We start from the raw sequence: 7422 nt of genomic DNA, 5'->3' as shown, positions 1-7422 counted from the left end.
TTTGCCGTTACGCACCACGCCTTCAGTAGCGGAGCAGGAAGGACATCTGATGGAAATGGAAGCCACGCAAGCACCTTAAAATCACCATCATACACTAAATCAGTAAGTTGGCAGCATTACCTATCTGTTTATTCTATGAATGCCCCATGGTTTATTCCCGGTATTGATTTCTCTGACCACCTGAATTATTGGCAACACGATATTCCCGCCGTAATGATTACTGACACCGCTTTTTATCGTAATAAACAATACCACTTGCCCGGTGATACAGCAGACAGATTGAATTATCAGAAAATGGCTCAGATGGTGTTATAACCTTGTTACACAACAGTAAATAATAAAAATTTCTCGAGGCGGGTCCAGAAACAGCGACATGTACATTTTATTTTCCCTCGTCTGTTTTAAGATGCGAAACATAAAATTCAATGGAGGAAAAATAAATGGGAATGATTGGTTATTTTGCAGAAATTGACTCAGAAAAGATTAACCAACTGCTTGAGTCTACTGAAAAACCTTTGATGGATAATATACATGACACGCTTTCAGGATTACGCCGACTGGATATTGATAAACGCTGGGATTTTTTACACTTTGGGCTGACAGGCACCCCTGGTTTTGATCCCGCGAAGAATGATCCGCTGAGTCGTGCCGTGCTTGGTGAACACAGCCTCGAAGATGGCATAGATGGCTTCCTGGGATTGACCTGGAATCAGGAATTAGCCGCGACAATCGACCGACTGGAATCACTGGATCGAAGTAAGCTGCGTAAACAGTTTTCCATTAAGCGACTCAATGAAATGGAGATTTATCCGGGAGTGACCTTTTCAGAAGAGTTAGAGGGGCAACTCTTTGCCTCGATCATGCTTGATATGGAAAAGCTGATTAGCGCGTATCGACGTATGCTGCGACAAGGGAATCATGCGCTGACGGTTATTGTTCGGTGATGGTGTCAGAGCGCCAAAAAAAACCGCCGAACATGTCGGCGGCTTTCTGACTTACAAACTAACAGATTACATCAGCGGCATTGCTAACCGCACAATACTAATCAGCGGTTGTGGCCATACACCCAGCACCAGTACCAACAGTGCAGAAATCAGCACCACGATACCGCCCGCGCTGTACTGCCAGTTTGACGGTGCATCGCGACCCGGTTGTTCCGGTGCGTGCAGGTACAGGCTCACCGCCACGCGCAGGTAGTAGTAGAGGCCGATTGCCGAACCGACAACCACGGCACCCACCAGCCACCACAAGTGTGCCTGGACACCGACCGCCAGCACGTAGAACTTACCGATAAAGCCCAGCGTCATCGGGATACCGGCCAGAGACAGCATCATCACCGTCATCACTGCCGCGAGGATCGGACGATGCCAGAACAGACCGCGGTAAGAGAACAGGGAATCAGCATCCGGGCCACGATACGGGCTGGACATCAGGCTGACCACGCCGAACGCGCCGAGGCTGCTGAACAGATAACCGGCCAGGTAACCCCCTACCGCTTCCATCGACATCTCGCCGGTTTGCAGCGCAATCAGCGCCACCAGCAGATAGCCGAGGTGAGAGATAGATGAGTAACCGAGCAGACGTTTGATGTTGGTCTGGCTCAACGCCATCAGGTTACCGAAGATGATGGAGGCAAAGGCGATAATCGCCAGTACTACGCGAATCGCTTCGCTGTCACCCACCGGTGCATAGAGGAACAGACGCATCACCACACCGAAGATAGCGATTTTGCTCGCCGTCGCCAGGAAAGTGGAAACCGGCGCAGGCGCGCCTTGGTATACGTCTGGCGTCCACAGGTGGAACGGCACCAGAGAGAGTTTGAAGCCGAGGCCAACAATCATCATGCCGAAACCTGCCAGCAACAGCGGCTCGTTGAGCATACCGTCGCCGAGGTTTTTACCCAGCGCGACAAACGACAGGTCGCCAGACTGCGCATACACCAGCGCCATACCGAACAGCAGGAAAGAAGACGCTGCGGCAGAAAGGATGGTGTATTTGATACTGGCTTCCAGCGAACGTTTCTGGCGGAAAGCGTAACCGACCAGGCCAAACAGCGGCAAAGAGATCAGTTCAATACCGAGGAACAGAGACGCCAGATGGTTTGCATTCGCCAGCAGGATCCCGCCCAGCGCGGCAATTAACACCAACAGGTAGAACTCATCCTTGTTGTCGTTATAGCCTTCAAGCCACGGGTAGGCGAAAGTACAGGTGGCGAGGCTCGCCAACAATACCAGCCCGGTGTAAAGCATGGCGAAACCATCAACGCGCATCAGCGGCGTAACGTCCATAGCGCCCGCCTGGCCAACAAACCAGAGCGAAACCAGCGCCGCGTTAAGCCCAATAACCGAGAGCGTAGCGTTGAGGAAATGATTGCGTCGCCACGCAATGGAGAGCATCACAACCACCACCGTTAAGCCGACGATCAGCAACGGTAGCAGTGCGATCAGGTTTTGTGGAGTTATTGTCATGGCGATTTACGGCCTTGTAGTAGTAACGGAATTAACAAACCACTGCTGGATATTGCCAATCGCGGAGTGCGAGGTATCCAGAATCGGCTGCGGATAGAAGCCCAGCAGTACCAGCAGCACCACCAGCAACAGGATCATAAACAGCTCACGCAGCGACATCCCTGGCAGTTCCTGGCTGGCAATCTGGCTTTTCGCTTTACCGAAGTAAGCGCGATGCAACATCGCCAGCGAATAAACAGATGCAAAGACCAGCCCAAAGGTAGAGATAACGGTAATCACCGGGACAACCTGGAAGCTGCCGAACAGAATCATAAATTCGCCGACGAAGTTACCGGTGCCAGGCATCCCAAGCGTTGCCACCGCAAAGAACAGCGACAATGCTGGCAGCCATTTCATCTTGCTCCACAGACCGCCCATCATGCGCATGTCGCGGGTATGGATACGTTCATAAAGCTGACCACAAAGAATAAACAGACCCGCCGCCGACAAACCGTGCGCAATCATCTGGATTACCGCGCCCTGGTAGGCCAACTGGCTGCCGGTGTAGATAGCAATCAGCACGAAGCCCATGTGGGAAACCGAGGTGTAGGCGATCAGACGTTTGATATCGGTCTGGGCGAAGGCCATCCACGCACCGTAGAAGATGCCGATAACACCCAGCCACATAGCAATTGGCGCGAACTCTGCCGACGCGTTCGGGAACAGCGGCAGGGAGAAACGCAGCAAACCGTAAGCGGCAGTTTTCAGCAAGATCCCCGCGAGGTCAACGGAACCGGCGGTCGGAGCCTGGGAGTGCGCATCCGGCAGCCAGCCATGCAGCGGAACCACCGGCATTTTGACTGCGAAGGCGATGAAGAAGCCCAGCATTAACAGGTATTCCACACCACTGGACATTGGCGTATTCAGCAGCTCTTCATAGTTGAAGGTCCAGACGCCGGTCGCATTGTAGTGAACAAAAACCAGCGCCAGGATGGCAATCAACATCACCAGGCCACTCGCCTGGGTGTAAATGAAGAACTTGGTTGCCGCCGTGATACGCGTTTTACCGTCAGAGGCTTTATGCCCCCACAGTGCGATCAGGAAGTACATCGGCACCAGCATCATTTCCCAGAAGAAGAAGAACAGGAACATGTCGATGGCAAGGAACACGCCGATAACGCCGCCCAGGATCCACATCAGGTTGAGGTGGAAGAAGCCCTGATATTTTTCGATCTCTTTCCACGAACAGAGTACCGCCAGCACACCGAGCAGACCGGTCAGCACGACCATCAGCAGCGACAGACCGTCAATGGCGAGATGAATAGAGATACCAAAACGCGGGATCCACGGCATGTCGAATTCAGACTGCCACTGCGGAATTCCGGCGGATTGCGTCAGTGAATAACCGCCCTGCAACCACAGTTGCAGCGACAGCGCCAGCGTCAATCCCATGGTGATCAGCGCGATCCAGCGTGGCACCTTGACGTCAAAGCGTTCGGTCTGCCAGCACAGGAAGCCGCCAATAAAGGGAATTAATATTAGCCAGGGTAGTAACATGGCGATCTTTATTCCTTGTAAAAGTCCCGTCAGGACCGGATTTTCAACGAATTCTCACGACAGAAAATTCTCTTCGGACTGGGGGTAGTGTCGGATGCGCCGCGAAGGCAGCTTATCCGACCTACGTTCTTATATGCCCAGGGGCAATCCCACAATCCTTAACTCAACGCAGTACCATCAACAGTGCCAGCACCACGACCGCACCGATGCTCATGGATGCCACATACCAGCGCAGATAACCGTTCTCGCTTAACAGCAGGCCTTTACCTGCAAAGCGGGAAAGAACCGCCGGAATGTTCATCATTGAGTTCAGCGGATCGCGTTTCAGCAACCAGGCAATACCCAGGAACGGCTTGACGAACACTTTGTCGTACAGCCAGTCAAAGCCCCAGGCGTTGTACCACCAGGTGCCCAGCAGACGGCCCGGCGCACTGTTGGCAATGGAGGTCACCAGAGTACGTTTACCCTGCCACAGCCAGGCTGCCAGCAGAATACCGACCACCGCGACCACGCCAGAGGTAATTTCCAGGGTCAACATGCTGCCGTGCGCCAGTTCCGTCGTTTGCGGAAGCACGCTCTGCAGCGGCGGTACAATCAGTGCGCCAACGAAGGTGGAAAGGATCAGCAGCACAATCAGCGGCAGGCTGTGAGTTACCCCTTTCACGGCGTGAGCGTGAATTTGTTCTTTTCCGTGGAAGACGATGAAAATCATACGGAAGGTGTAGAGCGAGGTCATAAACGCACCGACCAGACCTGCCACCATCAGATTGATATGACCATTCGCCATCGCACCCGCGAGGATCTCATCCTTACTGAAGAAGCCCGCAGTGACCAGCGGTAGTGCCGACAGTGCTGCGCCGCCCACCAGGAAGCAGAAATAAACCAGCGGAATAGATTTACGCAGACCGCCCATCTTGAAGATGTTCTGTTCGTGATGGCAGGCCAGAATGACGGAACCGGATGCCAGGAACAGCAGCGCTTTAAAGAACGCGTGAGTCATCAAGTGGAAAATCGCCGCATCCCATGCCTGCACGCCAAGCGCGAGGAACATGTAGCCAATCTGGCTCATGGTAGAGTAAGCGAGAACACGTTTGATGTCGGTCTGTACCAGCGCGGCAAAACCGGCCAGCAGCAGCGTAACCGCCCCGACAATGCCCACCAGATGCAGAATTTCCGGCGTCATCAGGAACAGGCCGTGGGTACGGGCGATCAGGTAGACACCCGCGGTTACCATGGTTGCGGCGTGGATCAGCGCGGAGACAGGCGTCGGGCCCGCCATCGCGTCGGCAAGCCATGTCTGCAACGGCAACTGCGCAGATTTACCGACCGCACCGCCCAGCAGCATCAGCGTCGCCCACATCAGCATGTTATTGCCGTCAGCAAAGTGCGCTGGTGCCAGTTCCACCATTTCGCGGAAGTTCAGGGTGCCCAGTTCGTTGTAAAGAATGAACAGCGCGAAAGCGAGGAACACGTCACCCACACGGGTCACGACGAACGCTTTCATTGCCGCTGCGCCATTCTTCGGATCGGTGTAATAGAACCCGATCAGCAGATAGGAGCACAGGCCCACGCCTTCCCAGCCGAGGTACATCAGCAGCAGGTTATCGGCGAGAACCAGAACTACCATGCTGGCGATGAACAGGTTGGTGTAGGCGAAGAAGCGAGAGTAGCCCTCTTCACCGCGCATGTACCAGGAGGCGTACATGTGAATAAGGAAACCCACACCAGTGACCACCGAGAGCATGGTCAGCGACAGGCCGTCCAGCACCAGGTTAAAACCGATGTTAAAGTCGCCTACCGACATCCACGTCCACAGCGGCTGGCTGTATGCCTGCTCGCCGTTAGCGAAGAAATCAACGCCGATAAAGGCGGTTACCAGCGCCGCCAGGCCCACAGAGCCAACGCCGACGATCGCCGAAACGTTTTCAGACCAGCGCCCACGGGAGAACGCCAGCAGGACGAAGCCAATCAATGGCAAAATAATAGTTAAGGCAAGCATGTTCATCCGCGCATCTCACTTACTGAATCGATGTTCAGGTTCTGGCGACGACGGTGAAGTTGCAGCAGCAGCGCAAGGCCGATACTCGCTTCTGCCGCCGCGAGGCTGATGGCGAGAATGTACATCACCTGACCGTCGGTCTGACCCCAGTAGCTTCCGGCGACCACAAAGGCCAGCGCGGAGGCGTTAATCATGATTCCAGACCAATCAGCATAAACAGCAGATTGCGACGGATAACCAGACCGGTTAAGCCAAGAACGAATAAGATTGCCGAGAGGATCAATCCATGTTGTAAGGGGATCATGCGTGCTCCTCCGTTTTTCTTTTCGCGCTGTCGTCTTTACGATTGCTCAGCACTTCACCCGCACGCTCTTCACGACCGACGTGGAAGGCCACAACCAGACCCGCGAGCAGCAGCATAGAAGCCAGTTCCACCGCCAGTACGTAAGGCCCGAACAGCGTAATACCCACTGCTTTAGCACTGATTGGCGTACCGTCGATACCCTGATCATTAACACCAAGGATGGCGTAAACAATCACCACCAGCATGATGGCCGACAAAATTGCCGGACCAATCCACACCTGCGGTTTCAGCCACTGGCGTTCCTGTTCGATTTCTGAACCGCCCAGGTTGAGCATCATCACCACGAACACGAACAGCACCATAATGGCACCCGCGTAGACGATAATTTCCAGCGCACCGGCGAAGTAAGCGCCCAGTGAGAAGAACACCCCGGAAATCGCCAGCAGCGAAATAATCAGGTACAGCAGTGCGTGTACCGGATTGGTATGGGTGATCACTCGCAAGGTCGCAAGTATGGCTATCAGGCCACAGATATAAAAAGCGAACTCCATTGCCCCTCTCCTTACGGTAACAGGCTCTTGACGTCGATAGGCTTGGCTTCGTTCTCTGCTTCGCCCTTATCTTTGCCGTCGATTGCCATACCTGCCATCCGGTAGAAGTTATATTCCGGGTATTTGCCCGGACCGGAGATCAGCAGATCCTCTTTTTCGTAAACCAGATCCTGGCGCTTGTATTCCCCCATTTCGAAATCCGGGGTTAACTGAATCGCCGTGGTCGGACAGGCTTCTTCGCACAGACCACAGAAAATGCAGCGTGAGAAGTTGATGCGGAAAAATTCCGGGTACCAGCGACCGTCTTTGGTTTCTGCTTTTTGCAGCGAGATACAGCCGACCGGGCAGGCTACCGCGCAGAGGTTACAGGCTACGCAACGCTCTTCGCCGTCCGGGTCGCGGGTCAGAACGATACGACCACGATAACGGGGCGGCAGATAGACCGGCTCTTCCGGGTACATTCGCGTTTCGCGTTTGGCGAACGCGTGCAGGCCGATCATCCAGATACTACGAACCTGGGTGCCGAAACCTACTAACAATTCTTTTAAGGTCATGGTCTTATTG

7 protein-coding genes and 2 pseudogenes are annotated in these 7422 nt (G+C 54.1%); 2 read left to right on the top strand and 7 right to left on the bottom strand.

Going from position 1 to position 7422, the window contains the following annotated elements; genetic code table 11:
- Nucleotides 1-66 (bottom strand): IS1 family transposase (locus BFF42_RS10045; protein ID WP_129927876.1); only part of this gene is annotated, 66 nt, incomplete at its 3' end.
- Between the two features lie 54 nt (nt 67-120).
- On the opposite strand from BFF42_RS10045, the pseudogene BFF42_RS10040 reads away from it, so the two are divergent.
- Both BFF42_RS10040 and BFF42_RS10035 read left to right on the top strand, forming a co-directional pair.
- Nucleotides 121-338 (top strand): annotated as a pseudogene (locus BFF42_RS10040) (aminopeptidase); the annotation flags it as partial.
- Between the two features lie 102 nt (nt 339-440).
- Nucleotides 441-944, top strand: a complete 504-nt coding sequence (locus BFF42_RS10035) for a YfbM family protein (RefSeq protein ID WP_000525353.1) — start codon at nt 441-443, stop codon at nt 942-944.
- A gap of 66 nt (nt 945-1010) precedes the next feature.
- Here the strand turns inward: BFF42_RS10035 and nuoN are convergent, their stop codons facing one another.
- The 6 genes and pseudogenes from nuoN to nuoI all read right to left on the bottom strand — a co-directional run bounded on the left by nuoN (nt 1011) and on the right by nuoI (nt 7412).
- Nucleotides 1011-2468 (bottom strand): NADH-quinone oxidoreductase subunit NuoN, encoded by a 1458-nt coding sequence (nuoN, locus tag BFF42_RS10030; protein ID WP_000156717.1) that lies wholly within the window; start codon nt 2466-2468, stop codon nt 1011-1013.
- A 6-nt stretch (nt 2469-2474) separates the two neighbouring features.
- Nucleotides 2475-4004, bottom strand: a complete 1530-nt coding sequence (nuoM, locus tag BFF42_RS10025) for an NADH-quinone oxidoreductase subunit M (protein ID WP_000926419.1) — start codon at nt 4002-4004, stop codon at nt 2475-2477.
- A 163-nt stretch (nt 4005-4167) separates the two neighbouring features.
- On the bottom strand, nt 4168-6009 hold the full coding sequence (gene nuoL / locus BFF42_RS10020) for an NADH-quinone oxidoreductase subunit L (protein ID WP_001056599.1): 1842 nt from the start codon (nt 6007-6009) through the stop codon (nt 4168-4170).
- Nucleotides 6006-6307 (bottom strand): annotated as a pseudogene (gene nuoK, locus BFF42_RS10015) (NADH-quinone oxidoreductase subunit NuoK). Before nuoK ends, nuoL begins: the two are co-directional and overlap by 4 nt.
- Nucleotides 6304-6858 carry an NADH-quinone oxidoreductase subunit J gene (gene nuoJ, locus BFF42_RS10010; protein ID WP_000393511.1) on the bottom strand — a complete coding sequence of 185 codons (555 nt, stop codon included), beginning with the start codon at nt 6856-6858 and terminating at the stop codon, nt 6304-6306. The pseudogene nuoK and the gene nuoJ overlap by 4 nt, the downstream one beginning before the upstream one ends.
- Nucleotides 6859-6869: 11 nt before the next feature.
- A complete protein-coding gene (gene nuoI / locus BFF42_RS10005; RefSeq protein ID WP_000172749.1) occupies nt 6870-7412 on the bottom strand; it encodes an NADH-quinone oxidoreductase subunit NuoI in 543 nt (180 codons plus the stop codon).
- Nucleotides 7413-7422: the final 10 nt, after the last annotated feature.

Source organism: Shigella sp. FC1661, from assembly GCF_001712525.1.
Classification (GTDB): Bacteria; Pseudomonadota; Gammaproteobacteria; order Enterobacterales; family Enterobacteriaceae; genus Escherichia; species Escherichia coli.
The sequence above is the reverse complement of the archived record's forward strand: the minus strand, read 5'-3'. Positions and strand labels throughout refer to the sequence as shown.

Excerpts from the sequence above, each read along its gene's own strand:
- nuoM (WP_000926419.1), bottom strand. The coding sequence starts at position 4,004 with ATGTTACTACCCTGGCTAATATTAATTCCCTTTATTGGCGGCTTCCTG.
- nuoN (WP_000156717.1), bottom strand. The coding sequence starts at position 2,468 with ATGACAATAACTCCACAAAACCTGATCGCACTGCTACCGTTGCTGATC.
- BFF42_RS10035 (WP_000525353.1), top strand. The coding sequence starts at position 441 with ATGGGAATGATTGGTTATTTTGCAGAAATTGACTCAGAAAAGATTAAC.
- nuoJ (WP_000393511.1), bottom strand. The coding sequence starts at position 6,858 with ATGGAGTTCGCTTTTTATATCTGTGGCCTGATAGCCATACTTGCGACC.
- nuoL (WP_001056599.1), bottom strand. The coding sequence starts at position 6,009 with ATGAACATGCTTGCCTTAACTATTATTTTGCCATTGATTGGCTTCGTC.
- nuoI (WP_000172749.1), bottom strand. The coding sequence starts at position 7,412 with ATGACCTTAAAAGAATTGTTAGTAGGTTTCGGCACCCAGGTTCGTAGT.